The organism is Streptomyces sp. NPDC043738, assembly GCF_056436545.1.
This window is the reverse complement of sequence record NZ_JBWKCJ010000057.1, coordinates 1-17874: the sequence shown is the minus strand read 5'-3', so window position 1 is coordinate 17874 and position 17874 is coordinate 1. Positions and strand designations below refer to the sequence as shown.

Below are 17874 nucleotides of genomic sequence, written 5' to 3'. Positions count from 1 at the left end.
CCCCCCCCCCCCCCCCCCCCCCCCCCCCCCCCCCCCCCCCCCCCCCCCCCCCCCCCCCCCCCCCCCCCCCCCCCCCCCCCCCCCCCCCCCCCCCGGGGCCGTTTGGTGTGCGCAACGTGCCGCCCGGGCGGCCGCGGCAGGGCGGTTCAGCCGCGCTTGACCGCGCAGAGCAGCCCGTCGCCGACCGGCAGCAGGGACGGCACCAGCGTGCTGCTCTCCCGGATGGCCCGCAGCAGCTCCCGCAGCCGCAGCACCTCCGCGGGCTGCACCGCCGAATCGACCGTGCGGCCGTCGGCGAAGACGCCCTCGAAGCACACCAGGCCGCCCGGGCGCAGCAGACGCAACGATTCAGCGAGGTACTCCAGGCACTCCATCAGGTCGCCGTCGCAGAAGACGAGGTCGTAGCCGCCGTCGGCGAGCCTCGGAAGGACGTCCAGCGCCCGGCCGGGGATGAAGCGGGCGCGGTTCCCGGCGAAGCCGGCGGAACGGAACGCCTGCTTGGCGAAGGTCTGCCGCTCGGGCTCGGGGTCGACGGTGGTCAGCACGCCGTCGGGCCGCATGCCGTGCAGGAGGTAGATGCCCGACACGCCCGTGCCGGTGCCGATCTCGGCGACGGCCTTGGCGTCCGCGGTGGCGGCGAGCATGCGCAGGGCCGCGCCGGTGCCGGTCGTCACCGTGCGGATGCCGGCCTCCCGGGCGCGGTCGCGGGACCAGCGCAGGGCGGCCTCGGCGCTGTCGTCGATGGTCCCGGCGCCGTACGCCTCGGCGAATGCCAAGCTCGTCTGCCGGTTGCCGGTAATGGCCCTCTCCTGTCCCCGTAGTTGACGCAACCGTGACTGTATCCGCTGTGTGCGGGAACCCGCAGATGGGACCGGGCGTTATGGAGGGAGAGGAGGAAGACGGGGGGACGCAGTGGTGAAGACCGCGCGAGACGCGAACCAAGGTCAGAAGCAGAACCAAATGCAGGTCAAATCTGCTTATCCGGAGCTAACGGGCGAGGTGGATATGGTAGGGGCTCTACTGGACACCACCAGAGCCACCAGGGGAGGTGCGGCTGCGGCGGGTGACCGAGGAGTGCTGAGGCGCTTGAAGAGGTCGTTCGCCGAGCCGAAATCCGTGACAAACACCGCTGACCGTTTCCACTCTCGACTTCGTTCGAGCGGGGGGACCCCCATCGCCGAGTCCGCACCCAGCGCGACCTTCGCCGCGGACGCGGATGCGCAGGCGTGGACTCCGCCCACCTGGGAGGAGATCGTCAGCACCCACAGCGCACGGGTCTACCGCCTCGCCTACCGCCTCACCGGCAATCAGCACGACGCCGAGGACCTCACCCAGGAGGTGTTCGTCCGCGTCTTCCGCTCGCTGTCGACGTACACCCCCGGCACGTTCGAGGGCTGGCTGCACCGCATCACCACCAACCTCTTCCTGGACATGGTCCGCCGCCGGCAGCGTATTCGCTTCGATGCGCTCGGTGACGACGCGGCCGAGAAGCTGCCCAGCCGGGAGCCCGCGCCGCAGCAGCACTTCGACGACACCCACTTCGACGCCGATGTGCAGCACGCGCTGGACACCCTCGCGCCCGAGTTCCGCGCCGCCGTCGTCCTGTGCGACATCGAGGGCCTGTCGTACGAGGAGATCGCCGCGACGCTCGGCGTCAAGCTCGGCACGGTCCGCAGCCGGATCCACCGCGGCCGCTCCCATCTGCGCAAGGCGCTCAAGCACCGCGCCCCGGCCACGCGCGGCGAGGAGCGCGAGCGGCGCCGTTCGCTGGCCGTGGTGCCCACGGGGGAGGTAGGGATCGCGTGAGCCTCAGTGGCGGTCCGTCCCCCGCCGAGCAGCATCTCGGCGACCGCCTCGCGGCCCTGGTCGACGGCGAGTTGGGCCATGACGCGCGCGAGCGGGTGCTCGCGCATCTCGCGACCTGCGCGAAGTGCAAGGCGGAGGCCGACGCCCAGCGTCGGCTCAAGAGCGTGTTCGCCGAGGCGGCGCCGCCCGGCCCGTCCGCGGGTCTGCTGGCGCGCCTGCAGCAGCTCCCCGGTGGCGACGCCGACGGTCCCGGCAGCCGGCTCCGCGGCGGTGGCTTCGGCTCCGGTGAGTTCGCCCGGGGCGGCGGTGCGTTCCGCTATGTCCCCGACTCCGGCCATGCGATGGCGGCGATGCCCGTCCAGCCCCGGGCGCGCGGTTTTCGCGCGCAGGAGGCCGAGCGGCCCGCGCAGCGGCGCCGGTTCGCCTTCGCGGCGGCCGGTGCGGTCTCGCTCGCGGCCTTCGCGCTCGGCGGCGCCCTCCCCCTGGAGGCGGCCGTCGACGTGACCGGCCCGCGCACCGAGGGCAGCGGCACGGCCGTCACCCCGCTCAGCGCCAGCCCGGCCGCCGACAGCGGCTCCCTGCTGCGTACCGGGCAGTTCCTGTCGGCCGGCACCTCCCAGCCGGGCTCCCGGCCCGCGTCGGGCGGCCCGACCCTGGCCCCGGCCCCCAGCGCGATGGCCCTGCAGGGCCCCGGCGCCCCGCCCGCCCCGGCGCCGCCCGCCGCCCCGGCCGGCCGCTTCGGTCTCTCGCCGCTGATAGCCGCGACCGGTCCGGCATCGCCGTACCACCTCTCGCCGCTCGCCGTAGCGACCGGCAACACCCCGGTCCGCCAGCACCCGCCCGCGCTCCCGCCCCTGGAGCCCAAGCGCCCGCTGATCGGCTCCGCGGCCGCGGCCGGCCCCGCCTCCCAGGGCGCCCCCACCGCCCAGCGCTGACCGTCCCCTGCGCATCCCCGCGCGGAACTGGTTGAATCGCTGCCAGGCGGCGCACCCTTTCACCGGGCGCGGACCGCGAGGTGGTGGTGGCCCGCATCAGCGCGGGCGAAATCTGGGGAGAGCATGGACGACGGTAAGGCCGCCGGGTCGAAGCTGAAGTGGTGGAGCCGCCCGGGAAGCACCCCGAGCACGCAGCCGTCCGCCGAGGCCGGTCCGCAGGCGGTGCCGCCCGCCGACGGTCCGGCGGACACGCCGCGGACCGACGCCTCCGGCATGTCCGGCGGCTCCGACCCGGGGGAGTCGGGGGACTGGATCGTGCGCCCGCCGCAACCGAGCGTGGCGCCGACCGCCGACCCGCAGGCGGCCGACGCCCCCGCGGAGGAAGCCGCCGGGACGGATGGAGGGCCCGGCGCGGGTGAAGTGGCCGGTGCCGGCGAGGAGTTGGCGGCCACCGCGGCGGCCGGGCCGGCGGAGCGCAGCGGCGCCGAGCCGCCCGCACAGCCCACCGCGGCGGTATCCGCCGAGGCGCCCGCCGGGCCGCCGCGACCGCTGCACCCCGAGGACCCGTACGGCACGCCCCCGTACGGCGGTCCCGGGCCGTGGGCGCCGGCGCCGCCGGTGCAGCGGCCGGAGCCCCGTCCCGCCGCGATGGGCTGGGCCCCCGGGCACCCCGGAGCGACCCCCGCGCAGGGCACCGTCCTGCCGCCGTCCGCCGGGCCGCTGCCCCCCTACGGAGCGCCGGCCCCGGCGGCGGGCTACCCCGGCCCCCCGCAGTCACCACCGGCCGCACCGCAGGCGGCGCACGGCAGCGGCCCCGCCGCGCCGGCCGCCCCGTCGACGGCCGGCGAGGGCCGGGCGCACGCCGGTGAGCGGCTCCCGGACCGCGCGGACGAGGCCGCGCACGCCAGGCCCGCCGCCGAGCCCGGCGGGACCGCGCAGCCGGTACTCCACAAGTCCGGCCCCCCTCAGCCGGGGAGCCCGGCCGACGCACCCCGGGCCACCGCCCCGCACACCCCGGACGCCCGGGCCGCAGGGCCGCGGACCGCACCCCCGCGGGCCACCACCGAGCATCCGGCCCCCGGGGGCGCCGACACCGCGTACCTGCCCCACCCCGGTGACGGCGGCGCCCGCCCGGCAGCGGCGGCCGCCGCCCCGTACACCGACCGGCCCCAGGCGCAGCCGCACCCCGCACCGGCGTCGCCCGGCGCGGGCCACGCGGGCCACGGCCCCGCCCCCACCCACGACCACGCGCCCGCCCCGCACGGTGCCTGGCACCAGTACGACCCATGGAGCGCGCCCCTGCAGGGCGGGCCGGCCGCCGTGCCCGCGAAGGGCTCCGGGCGCAGCCGCCGCGGCGCGCTGGTCGCCGGCGCGGTGGCGCTGGCGCTGCTCGCCGGCGGTGTCGGGGGCGGCATCGGCGCCTATGTCGAGCGGTACGGCGGGATCAACGACATCAAGCTGCCGCAGGCGGCCGGCGACGCGGGCGGACGTGAGCCCGACAGCGTCGCCGGGATCGCGCAGACCGCGCTGCCCGGGGTGGTCACCCTCCACGTACGGGGCAACGCCGAACAGGGCACCGGCACCGGCTTCGTCCTGGACCGGCAGGGCCACATCCTCACCAACAACCACGTCGTCGAACCGGCCGGTGCCGGCGGCGAGATATCGGTGACGTTCAGCGGCGGCCAGACGGCCAAGGCCAAGGTCATCGGCCGGGACGGCGGCTACGACCTCGCCGTGGTCCAGGTCGAGGGCGTCACGGGCCTGCGGCCGCTCACGCTCGGCAACTCCGACTCGGTACGGGTCGGCGACCCGGTCGTGGCGATCGGCGCGCCGTACGACCTCGCCAACACCGTCACCGCCGGGATCATCAGCGCCAAGCAGCGCCCGATCACCGCGGGCGGCCAGAAGGGCGACGGCAGCGACGTGTCGTACGTGGACGCGCTGCAGACCGACGCGCCCATCAACCCGGGCAACTCCGGCGGCCCGCTGGTGGACGCCAAGGCACGGGTGATCGGCATCAACAGCGCCATCCGCGCGGCCGACAGCGGCAGCGGCCTGGAGGGCGGCGCCCAGGGCGGCAGCATAGGGCTGGGCTTCGCCATACCGATCAATCAGGCCAAGCGGGTGGCCGAGGAGCTGATCAACACCGGCCGGGCGACGCACCCGGTGATCGGCGTCACGCTGGAGATGGAGTACGCCGGCGACGGCGCGCGGGTCGGCGAGCACACCAAGGACGGCAAGCCGGCGGTCATCCCGGGCGGGCCCGGCGCCAAGGCCGGGATCAAGCCGGGCGATGTGATCACCAAGGTGGACGGCGCGCCGGTGCACAGCGGCGAGGAGCTGATCGTGAAGATCCGCAGCCACCGGCCCGGCGACACGCTGATGCTGACCCTCCAAAGGGAGGGCAAGGAGCAGTCCATACGGCTCAGGCTGGGTTCCTCCACCGCCGGTTGATCGTTTGCATCGTGTTGGCACGGGCGACTCCCGCCCGACCTCCGGGGCCAGGTACCGTGATAGTCGGCCTGGCCCCTAGGCCAACGAAGGCCGCGGATGACCCAAGGAGCTGCTAGGTGTTCTTCGACATAGGACCCCTCGAGCTGGTAGCGATCGTCGTCCTTGCCGTACTCGTCTTCGGTCCGGACAAGCTCCCCAAGGTCATCCAGGACGTCATGGGCGTCATCCGGAAAATCCGGGAGTTCTCCGACAGCGCCAAGGAGGACATCCGCAGCGAGCTGGGTCCGGAGTTCAAGGACTTCGAGTTCGAGGACCTCAAGCCCAAGAACTTCGTGCGCAAGCACGTCCTGGAGAAGGACGAGTACGGCCTCAAGGACCTCCAGGAGATCCGTAACGGCTTCGATCTGAAGCAGGAGATGGCCGAGGTCACCGACGCCGTGCACGGCCGCGAGAGCGCCTCCTCCGCCACGCCCTCGAACGGCTCAGGCCCGAGCCTGTCCAAGGAGTCCCCGGCCGCCTCCGGCCGTCCTGACCTGGTCAAGAAGACCTCGATCGCGGAGCCGGGCGAGCGTCCGCCGTTCGACGCCGACGCCACCTGACACACTCCGGTATGCCCGGGCTGTGTTGACCCCTATAGCTATGCTCCGGGTGTCCGGGGTTTGGTCGCCTGAGGGGGGCGGGCCGCCCACGACGCAGGGCAACAAGGAGGCTTCCGCGCAGATGGAGACGACGAGTCGGACAGCGGAACAACAGGCGTCGGCCGGGGTCGGCCGGAAGGTTGACGGATATCTGCTGGCCGCGTTCCCGTGGTACGGCCTCGACGAGGCGTTCACCGGCCCGCGCTGGCTGATGCAGGTCGGGGCGGCCGCGGACGGCACCGTCGAACACGGTGCCACCGGGCATGGGGAGGGGCCCACCATCAAGGTGGAGTCGCCGCAGGACGAGCGGTTCGCGGTCGTGGTGACGGTCGCCAGCCGCCCCGTACGGCGCAGCGCGGACGGCACCGGCGTACTGGAGGCCACCTCGGTCTCCACGGCCGCCTGGCTCGCCGGCTCGGGCCTGCTCGCCCACACCTGGCCGACCCAGATGGACCGCACGCTGCGCCAGGACTGGCTGGACCAGCAGACGACGCTCGCCTGGGAGCTGGCCGACGACCTCGGCGGCGGCGCCTGGAGCGAGCTGATGCTGCCGGTGGACGGGGTGCCGACCTCGTTCGCCTACCGCGAGTCGGAGTACGGCTGGGTGCTGGCGGGCTCGGCGAGCGAGGACCCCGACGGGGTGCACATCGGCGCCTACGGACGCGGGATGAGCGCCTACGGGCTGGGCTTCTCGGTCGTCAAGGACATCACGTCGTACGAGGGCTGAGCGGCGCTGACGGCCGTGGTGCGGGGGCCGGGGCCACCCGCGCCGCCCGGGCTCTTCGGTGATCGAGAACCCGGGCGCACGGCGGGACCGAGCGCGCCGGTGCAGGCAAAAGGGGGCGGGCCTCACGGGGCCCGCCCCCTCTTCACCTCAACGGCCTCAACGAGCCCCGCGGGCTTCCCGCTCGCCGCGGGCGCACGCCCTCAGAACTTGTTGCGCGGGGTGATCCCCAGCGACATCCCCGACAGGCCCCGCTGCCGGCCGCCCAGCTTGCCCGCGATCGCGCGGATGGCCGAGCCGGCGGGGGAGTCCGGATCGGTCAGCACGACCGGCTTGCCCTCGTCGCCGCCCTCGCGCAGGCGTACGTCGATCGGGATGGCACCGAGCACCGGCACCTGCGCGCCGGTGGTCTTCGTCAGGCCCTCGGCGACCCGCTCGCCGCCGCCGGTGCCGAAGACGTCGACCATCTCGTCGCAGTGCGGGCAGGGCAGCCCGGACATGTTCTCGACCACGCCGACGATCTTCTGGTGGGTCTGCACGGCGATCGAACCGGCCCGCTCGGCGACCTCGGCGGCGGCCTGCTGCGGGGTGGTGACCACCAGGATCTCGGCGTTCGGGACCAGCTGCGCCACCGAGATCGCGATGTCGCCGGTGCCCGGGGGCAGGTCCAGCAGCAGCACGTCCAGGTCGCCCCAGTAGACGTCGGCGAGGAACTGCTGCAGCGCGCGGTGCAGCATCGGGCCGCGCCAGACGACCGGTGCGTTGCCCGGGGTGAACATGCCGATCGAGATGACCTTCACGCCGTTCGCCGACGGCGGCATGATCATGTTCTCGACCTGGGTGGGCTTGCCGTCGGCGCCCAGCATCCGGGGCACGGAGTGGCCGTAGATGTCGGCGTCCACGACACCGACCTTCAGGCCGTCGGCCGCCATCGCAGCGGCGAGGTTGACCGTCACCGACGACTTGCCGACGCCGCCCTTGCCGGAGGCGACGGCGTAGACCCGGGTCAGCGAGCCGGGCTGGGCGAAGGGCACCTCCCGCTCGGCGGTGCCGCCGCGCAGCGACGCCGCCAGCTCCTTGCGCTGCGCGTCGCTCATCACCTCCAGGTCGACCCGGACGCCGGTCACGCCCTCGACCCCGGCGACCGCGTCGCGCACGTTGTTGGTGATCGTCTCGCGCATCGGGCAGCCGGAGACGGTGAGGTAGACCACGACCGCCACGGCGCCGTCCGCCGCGATGTCCACCGATTTGACCATCCCCAGTTCGGTGATGGGGCGGTGGATCTCGGGGTCGTTCACCGTCGCGAGCGCGGCGCGGATCGCGTCCTCGCTCGGGGCGGCGCCTGGGGACGTCTCGGTAGCCATGCCCTGATGGTACGGCGCGTGAGGCGGCCTCCGGAAAGGCTGTCAGCGGTCGTGTTCGTCACTCTCCGCCTCGACCAGCTGCCGCAGCTCCAGGTCCCGCAGCAGGTCCTGCAGCTCGTCGCGGATCCAGTCGCGGGTGGCGACCTCGCCCAGGCCCAGCCGCAGCGCCGCGATCTCCCGGGTCAGGTACTCGGTGTCGGCGATGGAGCGCTCGTTCTGCTTGCGGTCCTGCTCCTGGGTGACCCGGTCGCGGTCGGCCTGGCGGTTCTGCGCCAGCAGGATCAGCGGCGCCGCGTACGAGGCCTGCAGCGACAGCGCCAGGGTCAGGAAGATGAACGGGTACCCGTCGAACTTCAGGGCGCTGGGCGCGGCGACGTTCCAGGCGATCCACAGGATGATGGCGACGGTCATCCAGACGATGAAGCGCCCGGTCCCCAGGAACCGGGCGATCTTCTCCGACAGCCGCCCGAAGGCCTCCGGGTCGTACTCCGGCAGGAACGTACGGCGCGGGATGCGCGGCAGGTCCAGGCGCACCCGGGGCCGCTCGGTGGCGCCCCGCCGCACCGCCGAGGCGCCGTTCGCCCGTGAGCGCTCCCTGCCCTCGCGTTCCTCAGCGCCCATCCGCGGCCTCCCCCAGGCGTCCGGCGCCGGTCAGTCCGGCCGCCCCCTCGCCGTGCAGCTCGGCCTCCCGCCAGTCTTCCGGCAGCAGATGGTCCAGTACGTCGTCGACGGTGACCGCGCCCAGCAGCGCGCCGCTCTCGTCCACGACCGGCGCGGCCACCATGTTGTACGCGGCCAGGTAGCTGGTGACCTCCGGCAGCGGGGTGTCCGGCGGCAGCGGGGGCAGGTCGGTGTCGGCGATCGAGCTGACGAGGGTGAACGGCGGGTCCCGCAGCAGCCGTTGGAAGTGCACCAGGCCCAGGTACTTCCCGGTGGGCGTCTCGTCCGGCGGCCGGCAGACGTAGACCTGGGCGGCCAGCGCGGGGGAGAGGTCCGGATCGCGCACCCGGGCCAGCGCGTAGGCGACGGTGGCGTCCGGGCGCAGCACGATCGGGTCGGTGGTCATCAGGCCGCCCGCGGTGCGCTCCTCGTAGGACATCAGCCGCCGCACATCGGCGGCCTCCTCCGGCCGCATCAGCTCCAGCAGCCGCTCCACCTCCTCCTCCGGCAGCTCGCCGAGCAGGTCGGCGGCGTCGTCGGGGTTCATCGCCTCCAGGACGTCCGCGGCCCGCTCCTCCTTCAGCTTGCCGATGATCTCGATCTGGTCGTCTTCCGGCAGCTCCTCCATCACGTCGGCCAACCGGTCGTCGTCGAGCGCCGCTGCGACCTCCGCGCGGCGCTTGGGGGAGAGGTGGTGCAGCACCCCGGCGAGGTCGGCCGGGCGCAGCTGCTCGAACGTGGCCAGCAGGCTCTCGGCGCCCTGCCCGTGCTCCTCCAGGGAGAAGCCGGTCACCGCCGACCACTCCACCGTCAGCGTCTCGCCCTTGCGGCGCAGCGCCCCGGCCTTGCCCTTGCGGACGAAGACCTTGTCGATCTCCCAGTCGCGGCGGGCCGGCAGCTGGCTGATGCCGATGTCCAGGACGGTGACCTCCTCGCCGGTCTCCACCAGCCGCACCCGGCGGTCGAGCAGCTCGCCGAAGACCAGCGTCTCGGTCGTCCGCTGCTCGAAGCGCCGCATGTTCACGACGCCGGTGGTGATGATCTGGCCCGACTCCACACCGGTCACCCGGGTCATCGGCAGGAAGACCCGGCGCCGGCTGATCATCTCGACGACCAGCCCGAGCAGCCGCGGCGGGCGCTTGCCGACCCGCAGCAGCGCGACGAGGTCCCGCAGCCGGCCGACCTGGTCGCCGTTGGGGTCGAAGACGGCGATGCCGGAGAGATGGGAGACGAAGACCCGGGGGGTCACCACTGCCATGCAGAGCGCCTCCCTTTCTCCCGATCTGCCAGAAATAAGGCAAGAATTCGGGTTCAGGCTAACGCGCCCGGGGCCGCGCCGCCCTGGTGAGCGAGGCCGTAGGGTGACCGCCACGCACCCCGCCGACGAGGCCCTGTGACCCAGGTACGCTGCCGTACTGGCTGTCGAGGTCACCCGCATCAGGAGGCAGAGCCGACGTGAGCGCAATCCCCCGGGGGGCCGGCCCCCGACCCCTGGCCGGAGGGGCCCGCCGCACGGGCCGGACCGCGCTCGCGGGGGCGGTCTGCGCGGCACTGGCCGCGACGCTGGCGGGCTGCGGCGGGGAGGACCCGGACGCCGGCACCAACGGCGTGGGGAAGCTGCCGCCCGCCAAGATCGAGTCCAAGGCGCTGGCCGCGGCCCAGCGCGCCGACACGGTGCGCCTGTCCGGCAGTGTCGTCAGCCACGGCCGTACGTACAAGCTCAACATGAGCCTGGCGAAGAACGGCGCCAAGGGCGAGCTGACCACCAACGCGGCCGCCTTCCAGCTGCTGCGGGTCGGCAGGACGCTCTACCTCAAGGCGGACGCGGCGTTCTGGGCCGGCGAGAAGAGCGGCTCGTCCGGTGCGCCCGACCAGGCCGCGGCGCGCAAGCTCGGCGGCAAGTACGTCAAGGTGCCCGCCGCCGACCCGGTCCACAAGCGCTTCAGCGGCTTCACCGACAAGGACACCCTGCTGGCCGGCCTGCTCGGGCTGCACGGCAAGCTGACCGCCGGCAACCGCGGCGACGTCGACGGCGTCCGCACCATCCGGCTGTCCGCCGCCGCGGGCTCCGGCGGCACGCTGGACGTGTCGCTGGAGGGCACGCCCTACCCGCTGCGGCTGCGGCGGGCCGGCGGCGCGGGCGTGGTCCGGCTGGCGGACTGGGGCAGGAGCGTGGACCTCAAGGTGCCGCCCAAGGACCAGGTCGTGGACTACGGCACACAGATCTCCGGCGCGCGCTGAGCCCCTGGCCGGTCAGCCCTTGCGGCCCCGGCGCAGCAGCTTGGGCAGCGCGGCCGGGACGGGCCGCCGGGTGATCGCGGCGGAGGCCAGCGGCGGCGCGGCGTGCGAGACCTCCGGCATCGTGCCGGGCCGCTGCTGTGCCTCCTGGTCGGTCGGCTCCAGCCGCAGTACCCGGCACTCGGCCGCCCAGCGCTCGGTGATCCGCTCCGCGTCCGGCGCGTTGAGCCGCTTGCCCTTGAGCTCCTCGACCGCGGCCAGCCAGGCCTCGCTGTGCGGGGCCGGCTCGACGACCCGGGCCTGCCAGGCGACCAGCCGGCCGCCCTTGTCCTTGCTGCGTACGGTGACCGTGGCCGTGGAGCCGTCGGCCAGCCCGAGGTCGGCCAGCGGCTGCTCACCGGCTCCGCCCCCGACGAGACAGACGGCCCCGTCGTGCCACACGTGCCACAGGGCGCGGGCCGGGCCCGTCGCCCCCCGCACCCAGATGAGGCCGGACTTCTTCGTGGCCTCTTCGATGAGCGCCCGATCCTGCAGGGCCTGCGACACGGTCTTGGTCATACGGCTCAGCCTAATGGGCCCGCAGGCGGGCGCCCGGGCCCGCCCAGGGCCTGAGACGGGACGCCCCGCGGCGCGGCGCCGCCCCGCTCACAGCCAGCCGTTGCGCTTGAAGCCGCGGTGGATGCCGAAGCAGATCACGGCCGTCACCACCAGCACCGCCGGGTAGCCGTACTCCCAGTGCGTCTCCGGCATGAAGTCGAAGTTCATGCCGTAGATGCCGGCGATCATCGTCGGTACGGCGAAGATCGCCGCCCAGGCCGTGATCTTGCGCATGTCCTCGTTCTGCGCGACCGCCGCCTGGGCGAGGTTGGCCTGCAGGATGGAGTTGAGCAGATCGTCGAAGGACAGCACCTGCTCGTTGACCCGTGCCAGGTGGTCGGCGACGTCGCGGAAGTACTTCTGGATGTCGGAGTCCACCAGCCGCATCGGCCGCTCGCTCAGCAGCTGCATCGGCCGCAGCAGCGGCGACACCGCGCGCTTGAACTCCAGTACCTCGCGCTTGAGTTGGTAGATCCGCCCGGCGTCGCCGCCCCTGGCGGAGCCCTTCGCGCCGGAGCCCTTGCCGTTGGTGCCCGAGCTGAAGACGTCGATCTCCACCTCGTCGATGTCGTCCTGCACCGCGCCGGCCACCGCCATGTAGCCGTCGACCACCTGGTCGGCGATGGCGTGCAGCACCGCGGACGGGCCCTTGGCGAGCAGCTCCGGGTCGTCCTGCAGCCGGTGCCGCAGCGCGCGCAGCGAGCCCTGGCCGCCGTGCCGCACGGTCACGATGAAGTCCCGTCCGGTGAAGCACATCACCTCACCGGTCTCCACCACCTCGCTGGTGGCGGTCAGCTCGGCGTGCTCGACGTAGTGGACCGTCTTGAAGACGGTGAACAGGGTCTCGTCGTAGCGCTCCAGCTTGGGCCGCTGGTGGGCGTGCACGGCGTCCTCGACGGCGAGCGGGTGCAGCCCGAACTCCTTGGCGATACCGGCGAATTCGGCCTCGGTGGGCTCGTGCAGCCCGATCCAGGCGAAGCCGCCGTCGGCCCGCACCCCGGCCATCGCCTCGGCCGGGCTGACGTGCTCGCTCACCCGGCGGCCCTCGCGGTAGACACCGCAGTCGACGATGGCGCTGTTCGCGCAGGCCGGGGTGGAGCTCTCGTAGTGGTAGGGGGAGTCACCGCGGCGCCGGGACGGGCGGACGGCGGCGCGCAGGTCGCGGATCATCGACATGGCAGGCTCCTTCACGGGCCGGCCGTCAACTGCGGGCGCGGGGCGCAACGCTGCCCGGAACGTGGACGTACGAGACTCCGTTGGTCGTACGTCCGCAAAGCGGGCGGCGCTCCGTGCGGAACAGTGACGGCAGTTCGCAGAGACACGGAACAAAGAGTCGAAGGCGCTCTTCCGTCATCTACATCCGGCGCGAAGGCGCTTCCTGGGTTTCGCCGCTCAGCGGCGGGGTACGGAAGCTCTCGAATCACGAGATGCGCTGCGCGAGGGGATGACGGGAGAACTATCGGTACTGCACGGTCGACTCGGATCCACCGCAGCCCCACCTCCTCCGGCCGGTCCCCGTTGGGGGACGACGTCATTCCCTGACCAGACGGCCAGGCTATCAGCCGCCCGAAGGGTTCCGACGCCGTTTTGCCTGTTCGATACGAACGCTTGAGCCGTGGCGCGGCCGCCCGTCGCGGGTATCGGGCTCTCCCCTGCGCGAACGGAGTTGACGGCGCGGCGCGGGCCGGGCGAGGGGCCGGCCCTATGCTCGCGGCATGTCTGACGTTCTTGAGCTGGTCGAAGCCCGGTTGCGCACGAGCCTGGGCGAGCCGGACGCGCGCGCCGCGGTCACCTTCCTGGGGACCGACCGCATCGAGGTGCTCCGCTTCGTGGACGACGGGGTGGTGAGGTACGCCACGCTCGGGATGTCCGCCCAGCCGATGGCCGACCCCACGGCCGTGCTGGCCGACCCGCTGCGCGGCCCCCGCGCCGAACTCGTGCTGTCCGTACGGGGCGGCCGCGCGGACACCGACAAGGTGCTCCGGCCGCTCGCCGTGCTCGCCGCGTCCCCGCAGGTCGAAGGGGTGGTCGTGGCGCCGGGCGCCTCGCTGGACGTGGGGGACCCGCTGTGGCCGGGAGCGGCGTTCACCTCGGTGCTGGTGGCCGAGCCCGGCGGCCTGATCGAGGACCTGGAGCTCGACGAGCCCATGGAGCCGGTCCGCTTCCTGCCGCTGCTGCCGATGACGCCCAACGAGGCCGCCTGGAAGCGGGTGCACGGCGCCGAGGCCCTCCGGGAGCGCTGGCTCCGGCACGGCACGGACCTGCGCGATCCGCTGCGCGCCGGCGTACCGCTCGACTGAAGCGGCGGGTGGCGGCGCGGACCGCCGTCCCCTCGCCCCGTCGGCCCGCCGGATGCGGACGGGGCGTCAGTTCCCGTCGCCCGGCGGCCCGATGGTCCGGTCGGCCTCAGCCGGCGACGGCCGCGGCCCGGTCCGTTGCGGTGTGCCGGGGCCGGGGCTCTTCGGCCCCGGTCCTCAGCACCTGTCGGCGGACGGCGACGATGCCGGCGCCGGCCAGTGCCGCGGCGGCCGCGACCACGAAGGGGAGGTGGACGTCGGTCCACTCCTCGATCTTGGGCGCGAGGAACGGCGCGGCCGCCGCGGCGAACCACCGCACGAAGTTGTAGCCGGCGCTGGCCACCGGGCGCGGTGCGGAGGAGACCCCCAGTGCCAGCTCGGTGAACACGGTGTTGTTCACACCGATGAGGGCGCCGGAGAGGACCGTGCAGACGATGGCGGTGGTGTGGTCGCCGTAACCCAGCACGAGCAGGTCGGCGGCGAACAGGACCAGCGAGGCGGCCAGCACCTTCAGCGAGCCGAAGCGGCGCTGCAGCCGGGGCGCGACGAGTACCGAGAACACCGCGAGCAGCGCACCCCAGGCGAAGAAGACGCCCCCCGACCCGTAGGGGGACATGTCGAGCACGAACGGGGTGAAGGCCAGCACCGTGAAGAAGGCGTAGTTGTAGAAGAAGGCCGAGGCGGCGGCGGAGGCGAGCCCGCCGTGGCCGAGCGCCCGGACGGGGTCGAGGAGCGCGGTCTTCCGGTCCGGCCTGGGCTGCTCCTTGAGGAAGGCCGTGATGGCGAGGAAGCCGACGGCCATCAGGGCCGCGGTGCCGAAGAACGGGTAACGCCACTTCAGGTCGCCGAGGACCGCGCCGAGCAGCGGGCCGCAGGCCATCCCGAGGCCGAGGGCGGATTCGTACAGCAGGATCGCCGCGGTGGAGCCGCCCGCCGCCGCGCCCACGATGACGGCCAATGACGTGGAGACGAACAGGGCGTTGCCCAGGCCCCAGCCGGCCCGGAAGCCGACCAGTTCGCCGACCGATCCGGACATGCCGGAGAGCGCCGCGAAGACCACCACCAGCGCCAGGCCGGCCAGCAGCGTCCGGCGGCCGCCGATGCGGCTGGAGACGAAGCCGGTGATCAGCATCGCGACGGCGGTGATCAGGAAGTAGGAGGTGAACAGCAGGGAGACCTGGCTGGGGGTGGCCCGCAGGCCCCGGGCGATCGAGGGCAGGATCGGGTCGACGAGGCCGATGCCCATGAAGGCCACGACCGAGGCGCCCGCCGTGGCCCATACGGCCTTCGGCTGGCGCAGGAGGGACCCGGTGCCCTCCTGGGACGGATCGTCCGCTCCGCCGCCGTGGCCGCCGCTCTTCGTGCTGCTCATCCTGCGGTTCCCCTTTCCGTCGCCGTGCGTCGCCGGTCGCCCGTCCCCGGTCCGCGGGCCGGCGGGCGGCCGCGGCGAGATCGTTGACGTTTACACATATTAAGTTAGTCGAGCTAAAGAGTGCAAGACGCAACTACTTTCTCGCCGGGGCGGGTGGGCCCCGGTGAGCGGTCAATTGCGGGGCTCCGTACGTGATTCGGGGCACACCGGTCGAGTGATCGTCCTTGACGCGACGGCGGGCCAGGAGGACCGTTGGTCCTTATGAGGGGCGAACCCAGTTGCCCGAAGTGCGGAGGCCGGGTGCGGGCGCCCGGTCTCTTCTCCGACACCTGGCAGTGCGCCGCACACGGCACCGTGCATCCGCTCCAGCCGGTCGTTCCGCCGAGCGTCGAGGCGCTCGGCGTTGTCGTGCACCGCGCGCAGGTGCCCGTGTGGATGCCCTGGCCGCTGCCGGTGGGCTGGCTGTTCACCGGCGTGGCGTGCGCGGGCGACGACCGCAGCGGCGGCCGGGCGACCGCGGTGGCCTGCACGGGCCCCGGACCGCTGGGCGGCCCCGGCGAACTCCTTTTGATCGCCGAGGAGCTGGGCGTCGGCCTGGGGGCGCGCTACGCCGGCATCGACGGCCCGGACCCCGGCTCCCATATGCGCGTGGAGGAGAAGCCGCACGGCAAGGTGCTCGCGGCCGGCCGCCCGACGCCGCTGTGGCACGTCGACGGCGCACCGGCGGACCGCGCGGTCTTCGCCGGCGAGGCGCGCGGACTGTGGCTGTGGGCGATCGCCTGGCCCGAGCAGGCCGGGCTGCTGATGTACGACGAGCTGGTGCTGACCGATCTGCGCGAGGCGGGCGCCGAGGTGGACCTGCTGCCGTGCGGGGCGCTCTCGCCGCGGATTCTGGGCTGAGGGCGCGGCCCGGCCGGGCTGCCGCGCCGGCGGCGGGCGCCGGAGCCGTCCGGCCGCCCGGTTATCCTTCTGGGGTCCCCTGCGGTGTCCTCGTCCGGCGTTCCTCCCCGGCCACGGCCCCGCGCCCGTCCCCGCAGCAGTCTGGAGTCCGCGTCGTGCGCATCGATCTGCACACCCACTCCACGGCTTCCGACGGTACGGACACCCCCGCCGAGCTGGTGCGCAACGCGGCCGACGCCGGACTGGACGTCGTCGCGCTGACCGACCACGACACCGTCGCCGGCCACGCCGCGGCGCGTGCGGCGCTGCCCGCGGGGCTGACGCTGGTCACCGGCGCCGAACTCTCCTGCCGGCTCGACGGGGTGAGCCTGCACATGCTCGCCTACCTCTTCGACCCCGAGGAGGCGGAGCTCGCCCGGGAGCGCGAGCTGGTGCGCGACGACCGGGTGCCGCGCGCCCAGGGCATGGTCGCCAAGCTGCGCGACCTCGGCGTGCCCATCACCTGGGAGCAGGTCGCGCGGATCGCCGGGGACGGCGCCGTGGGGCGGCCGCACATCGCCACCGCCCTCGTCGACCTGGGCGTCGTCGGCTCCGTATCCGACGCCTTCACCCCGCAGTGGCTGGCCAACGACGGCCGGGCGTACGTGGAGAAGCACGAGCTCGACCCGTTCGACGCGATCCGGCTGGTCAAGGCCGCGGGCGGGGTCACCGTCTTCGCGCACCCGCTGGCCGTCAAGCGCGGCAGCTGCGTACCCGAGGGCGCGATAGCCGAGCTGGCCGCGGCCGGCCTCGACGGCATCGAGGTCGACCACATGGACCATGACGCGCCGACCCGGGCGCGACTGCGCGCGATCGCCGCCGACCTGGGTCTGCTGACCACCGGCTCCAGCGACTACCACGGCAGCCGCAAGACCTGCGGCCTGGGCGACTGCACCACCGATCCGGAGATCTACGGCGAGATCGTGCGCCGTGCGACCGGCGCCTTCCCCGTTCCCGGCACGGGCGGCTGAGGGCGGCCCGCTCCCCTTACCCCCCACGGGCCCGTGTGCGCTTTCCCCTACGGGCCCGCGCGCGCCGTGCCGGCCCGCCATCCGCTCGTCCGTACCACCTTCCGCAAGGCCTTCACCGTGTTCGACATCGCTGTCTTCAGTACCCTCTTTGTCACGCTTTTTGTGATCATGGACCCCCCGGGGATCACCCCGATCTTCCTGGCCCTGACCTCCGGCCGGCCGGCCAAGGTGCAGCGCCGGATGGCCTGGCAGGCGGCGACCGTCGCCTTCTGCGTCATCGCCGTCTTCGGTCTCTTCGGCCGCCAGATCCTGGGCCGGCTGCACATCTCGACGCCCGCGCTGATGATCGCGGGCGGGCTGCTGCTCCTGCTGGTCGCCCTGGATCTGCTGACCGGCAAGTCGGAGGAGCCGACCCAGACCAAGGACGTCAACGTGGCGCTGGTGCCGCTGGGCATGCCGCTGCTGGCCGGGCCCGGCGCGATCGTGTCGGTGATCCTCGCGGTGCAGCACGCGCACGGGTTCGCGGCGCAGGTCTCCGTGTGGGCGGCGATCCTGGCGATCCATGTCGTGCTGTATCTGGTGATGCGGTTCTCGCTGGTGATCATCCGGGTGATCAAGGACGGCGGGGTGGTCCTGGTGACCCGGCTGGCGGGCATGATGCTCTCCGCGCTCGCCGTGCAGCAGATCATCAACGGGGTGCTGCAGGTCATCGAGGGGGCCTGAGCCCCCCTCGGGGTCCCTCCGGCGGATCGGGCCACACCCCTCAAACGCGGCGGGGGGGCCGGGGGGGGGGGGTTGGCGGGGGGGGGGGCGGGGGGGGGGTGGGGGGGGGGGGGGGTGGGGGGGGGGGGGGGGGGGGGGGGGGGGGGGGGAGGGGTG

17 protein-coding genes are annotated in these 17874 nt (G+C 73.7%); 10 read left to right on the top strand and 7 right to left on the bottom strand.

Annotation, left to right across the window (positions count from 1 at the left end):
• Positions 1 to 146 precede the first annotated feature (146 nt).
• Positions 147 to 830: an O-methyltransferase gene (locus tag AC0680_RS37510; RefSeq protein WP_478637520.1), complete on the bottom strand. Its 684-nt coding sequence runs from the start codon at positions 828 to 830 to the stop codon at positions 147 to 149.
• Positions 831 to 1116: 286 nt separating this feature from the next.
• Here AC0680_RS37510 and sigE point away from each other — a divergent pair, with 286 nt between their 5' ends.
• The 5 genes from sigE to AC0680_RS37485 all read left to right on the top strand — a co-directional run bounded on the left by sigE (position 1117) and on the right by AC0680_RS37485 (position 6560).
• Entirely contained in the window at positions 1117 to 1806 is a 690-nt protein-coding gene (gene sigE, locus AC0680_RS37505) for an RNA polymerase sigma factor SigE (RefSeq protein WP_478637519.1), read from the top strand.
• Positions 1803 to 2741, top strand: coding sequence for a zf-HC2 domain-containing protein (locus tag AC0680_RS37500; protein ID WP_478637518.1), 939 nt, complete (start codon positions 1803 to 1805; stop codon positions 2739 to 2741). Before sigE ends, AC0680_RS37500 begins: the two co-directional genes overlap by 4 nt.
• A gap of 123 nt (positions 2742 to 2864) precedes the next feature.
• A complete protein-coding gene (locus AC0680_RS37495) occupies positions 2865 to 5195 on the top strand; it encodes a S1C family serine protease (protein ID WP_478637517.1) in 2331 nt (776 codons plus the stop codon).
• Between the two features lie 116 nt (positions 5196 to 5311).
• Positions 5312 to 5794, top strand: coding sequence for a sec-independent translocase (locus AC0680_RS37490; RefSeq protein WP_384439022.1), 483 nt, complete (start codon positions 5312 to 5314; stop codon positions 5792 to 5794).
• A 121-nt stretch (positions 5795 to 5915) separates the two neighbouring features.
• Positions 5916 to 6560, top strand: coding sequence for a hypothetical protein (locus AC0680_RS37485; RefSeq protein ID WP_384439024.1), 645 nt, complete (start codon positions 5916 to 5918; stop codon positions 6558 to 6560).
• Positions 6561 to 6760: 200 nt separating this feature from the next.
• Here the strand turns inward: AC0680_RS37485 and AC0680_RS37480 are convergent, their stop codons facing one another.
• From AC0680_RS37480 to AC0680_RS37470, 3 genes are read right to left on the bottom strand one after another with little or no spacing between them, the layout of a single operon-like run.
• Positions 6761 to 7921, bottom strand: coding sequence for an Mrp/NBP35 family ATP-binding protein (locus AC0680_RS37480; protein WP_478637516.1), 1161 nt, complete (start codon positions 7919 to 7921; stop codon positions 6761 to 6763).
• Between the two features lie 42 nt (positions 7922 to 7963).
• Positions 7964 to 8542 (bottom strand): DUF1003 domain-containing protein, encoded by a 579-nt coding sequence (locus tag AC0680_RS37475; RefSeq protein WP_478637515.1) that lies wholly within the window; start codon positions 8540 to 8542, stop codon positions 7964 to 7966.
• Entirely contained in the window at positions 8532 to 9839 is a 1308-nt protein-coding gene (locus AC0680_RS37470; protein ID WP_478637514.1) for a magnesium transporter MgtE N-terminal domain-containing protein, read from the bottom strand. The genes AC0680_RS37475 and AC0680_RS37470 overlap by 11 nt, the downstream gene beginning before the upstream one ends.
• A gap of 197 nt (positions 9840 to 10036) precedes the next feature.
• Between AC0680_RS37470 and AC0680_RS37465 the strand changes: the two genes are divergently transcribed.
• Entirely contained in the window at positions 10037 to 10822 is a 786-nt protein-coding gene (locus tag AC0680_RS37465) for a hypothetical protein (protein WP_478637513.1), read from the top strand.
• A gap of 12 nt (positions 10823 to 10834) precedes the next feature.
• Here AC0680_RS37465 and AC0680_RS37460 read toward each other — a convergent pair whose 3' ends face one another.
• Both AC0680_RS37460 and AC0680_RS37455 read right to left on the bottom strand, forming a co-directional pair.
• Positions 10835 to 11377 carry a hypothetical protein gene (locus AC0680_RS37460; protein ID WP_478637512.1) on the bottom strand — a complete coding sequence of 181 codons (543 nt, stop codon included), beginning with the start codon at positions 11375 to 11377 and terminating at the stop codon, positions 10835 to 10837.
• Between the two features lie 87 nt (positions 11378 to 11464).
• Entirely contained in the window at positions 11465 to 12592 is a 1128-nt protein-coding gene (locus AC0680_RS37455; protein ID WP_478637511.1) for a magnesium and cobalt transport protein CorA, read from the bottom strand.
• A gap of 539 nt (positions 12593 to 13131) precedes the next feature.
• Between AC0680_RS37455 and AC0680_RS37450 the strand changes: the two genes are divergently transcribed.
• Positions 13132 to 13716, top strand: coding sequence for a suppressor of fused domain protein (locus AC0680_RS37450; protein ID WP_478637510.1), 585 nt, complete (start codon positions 13132 to 13134; stop codon positions 13714 to 13716).
• A 106-nt stretch (positions 13717 to 13822) separates the two neighbouring features.
• Here the strand turns inward: AC0680_RS37450 and AC0680_RS37445 are convergent, their stop codons facing one another.
• Positions 13823 to 15085, bottom strand: coding sequence for an MFS transporter (locus tag AC0680_RS37445; RefSeq protein ID WP_478637509.1), 1263 nt, complete (start codon positions 15083 to 15085; stop codon positions 13823 to 13825).
• Between the two features lie 261 nt (positions 15086 to 15346).
• Between AC0680_RS37445 and AC0680_RS37440 the strand changes: the two genes are divergently transcribed.
• The 3 genes from AC0680_RS37440 to AC0680_RS37430 all read left to right on the top strand — a co-directional run bounded on the left by AC0680_RS37440 (position 15347) and on the right by AC0680_RS37430 (position 17718).
• Positions 15347 to 15985: a DUF6758 family protein gene (locus AC0680_RS37440; RefSeq protein ID WP_478637508.1), complete on the top strand. Its 639-nt coding sequence runs from the start codon at positions 15347 to 15349 to the stop codon at positions 15983 to 15985.
• Between the two features lie 155 nt (positions 15986 to 16140).
• Entirely contained in the window at positions 16141 to 16995 is an 855-nt protein-coding gene (locus AC0680_RS37435; RefSeq protein WP_468974241.1) for a PHP domain-containing protein, read from the top strand.
• 117 nt (positions 16996 to 17112) lie between these two features.
• On the top strand, positions 17113 to 17718 hold the full coding sequence (locus AC0680_RS37430; RefSeq protein WP_478637521.1) for a MarC family protein: 606 nt from the start codon (positions 17113 to 17115) through the stop codon (positions 17716 to 17718).
• Positions 17719 to 17874: the final 156 nt, after the last annotated feature.

Bases quoted from the DNA above. Each gene is read 5' to 3' on its own strand.
- AC0680_RS37495 (WP_478637517.1), top strand. From the start codon at position 2,865: ATGGACGACGGTAAGGCCGCCGGGTCGAAGCTGAAGTGGTGGAGCCGC.
- AC0680_RS37485 (WP_384439024.1), top strand. From the start codon at position 5,916: ATGGAGACGACGAGTCGGACAGCGGAACAACAGGCGTCGGCCGGGGTC.
- AC0680_RS37480 (WP_478637516.1), bottom strand. From the start codon at position 7,921: ATGGCTACCGAGACGTCCCCAGGCGCCGCCCCGAGCGAGGACGCGATC.
- AC0680_RS37475 (WP_478637515.1), bottom strand. From the start codon at position 8,542: ATGGGCGCTGAGGAACGCGAGGGCAGGGAGCGCTCACGGGCGAACGGC.
- AC0680_RS37470 (WP_478637514.1), bottom strand. From the start codon at position 9,839: ATGGCAGTGGTGACCCCCCGGGTCTTCGTCTCCCATCTCTCCGGCATC.
- AC0680_RS37460 (WP_478637512.1), bottom strand. From the start codon at position 11,377: ATGACCAAGACCGTGTCGCAGGCCCTGCAGGATCGGGCGCTCATCGAA.
- AC0680_RS37455 (WP_478637511.1), bottom strand. From the start codon at position 12,592: ATGTCGATGATCCGCGACCTGCGCGCCGCCGTCCGCCCGTCCCGGCGC.
- AC0680_RS37450 (WP_478637510.1), top strand. From the start codon at position 13,132: ATGTCTGACGTTCTTGAGCTGGTCGAAGCCCGGTTGCGCACGAGCCTG.
- AC0680_RS37445 (WP_478637509.1), bottom strand. From the start codon at position 15,085: ATGAGCAGCACGAAGAGCGGCGGCCACGGCGGCGGAGCGGACGATCCG.
- AC0680_RS37440 (WP_478637508.1), top strand. From the start codon at position 15,347: ATGAGGGGCGAACCCAGTTGCCCGAAGTGCGGAGGCCGGGTGCGGGCG.